General features: G+C 62.8%; 1 protein-coding gene. It reads left to right on the forward strand.

The features are described 5' to 3' along the window. The first annotated feature begins 255 nt into the window (after positions 1 to 255). The gene (locus FJ319_14730) at positions 256 to 1,320 is read left to right on the forward strand and encodes a squalene/phytoene synthase family protein (GenBank protein ID MBM3935519.1); all 1,065 of its coding nucleotides are present in this window, start codon (positions 256 to 258) and stop codon (positions 1,318 to 1,320) included. Positions 1,321 to 1,634: the final 314 nt, after the last annotated feature.

The raw sequence follows: 1,634 nt of genomic DNA on the forward strand, positions 1-1,634 counted from the left end.
AGCCCAACGGGCTGGGTAAAGAGACCAATTAACGAAACGCCCTGAATGGGCGTGTTATCCAGGCCATGTCAACGTGTTCTCGGGGGCATCCTTCGGTGTGGACTTAACACGGCCCTTCAGGCCGTTTGCTATGCCGGACCTTACCCAGCCCGTTGGGCTGGGCTCAGGGAATACGCTCCTTCAGAGCGTTGGGAGGCGCCTCCTCTTGGATTTCAGCCCGGTTCTATTGGCACGTATCAGAGTGCTTTCCGAGTTATGGTAGACGTTAACCCAGGCGGCAACCCAGAGCTCCTCACCACTACGCTGAAGGGCGTTTCGCGCGCCTTCTACCTGACGCTGCGCGTGCTGCCGAAGCCGCTGCGGGCGCCTATTGGGCTGGCGTACCTGCTGGCGCGGGCGGCGGACACCATCGCCGATACGGCAATCGTTCCGTCGGCGCAGCGCCTGGACCACGTCCGTTCGTTCCGTGCGGTCCTTGAGGGACGCACTGGCCGGAGCGCCATCGGCGAGATACAGGCCACGGTCGCCGGGGCTCAGGCGGATGACGGCGAGCGCAGGCTGATTGCGGCGCTGCCGGACGTTTTCTCTCTGTTGGAAACGCTGCCGCCAGACGACGCGGTGCGCGTGCGCACAATAGTGGTCACGCTCACGCACGGCATGAAGATCGACCTCACGACGTTTCCACCGGAGGAGTCCGGCCGCATCGCAGCCCTGAAGACGAGGGAAGAGCTGGATCGTTATACCTACTACGTCGCGGGGTGCGTCGGGGAGTTCTGGACGGAGATGTGCATGGCGCATATCCCCGGGCTGGAGAAGCGGTGGGACCGGGCGCGGATGGTGGACCGGGGCGTCCACTTCGGCAAGGCGCTGCAGATGACGAACGTGCTCCGGGACGTGCCGAAGGACCTGCGCATTGGCCGCTGCTACATCCCGGAGGCCGAGCTCGGCCCGCTGGGCCTTACGCCGCAATCCCTCATGGAGGCGTCTGCCGGACAGGCAGCCCGTCCCGCGCTCCTCGCGCTGCTGCGGGTGACTCTGGACCACTACGTCGCCGCGGAGGCCTATCTGACAGCCATCCCTCGCCGGCACGTGCGCCTGCGTCTGGCGGTGCTGTGGCCCATCCTCATAGGCCTCGCAACGCTCGGCAAGCTCGCCCGCAACGACCGCTGGCTCGACCCATCCGTGCCGTCCAAGGTATCTCGCCGCTGGGTGTACCGCACGATGCTGCTATCTATGCCGATGGCAATGTCCAGCGGCCTGCTACGGCGGTGGATAAAACGTCTAAGGCGGCAAGTGGAGCAGGGGATAGGGGTGGGCTGATGCGATTTAGGCGGCAGGGTGGCGCTCCGTTGCTCCAGCGCGCCGGAATTTTTTCGGTTCTAACGGCCTTGTAAGATAAAAAGAGACTGGCTGATGTATAAAATGTGAGATAGCGCGGCAGGCCGATCAGGCCTTGGTCCGACATTGTCGAGACCGTCCTTCAGCGAGGCCGCCGCGCAAATCACCTTACAGATCCCGAACAGTTGCCTGAGCGTCATTAGTGACAGCTCGCTTCCGCAAGGTAGGGACAGAAAGGGACATCATGGCCAGTCAGAGTACATTTATCGGTATCGATGTCTCAAAAGCAAGTCTTG

The organism is SAR202 cluster bacterium (assembly GCA_016872355.1).
In the GTDB taxonomy this organism is placed as follows: Bacteria; Chloroflexota; Dehalococcoidia; order Lucifugimonadales; family VGZY01; genus VGZY01.

What these genes read in the sequence shown, in the direction of transcription:
- FJ319_14730 (MBM3935519.1), top strand. Translation starts at nt 256, where the DNA reads ATGGTAGACGTTAACCCAGGCGGCAACCCAGAGCTCCTCACCACTACG.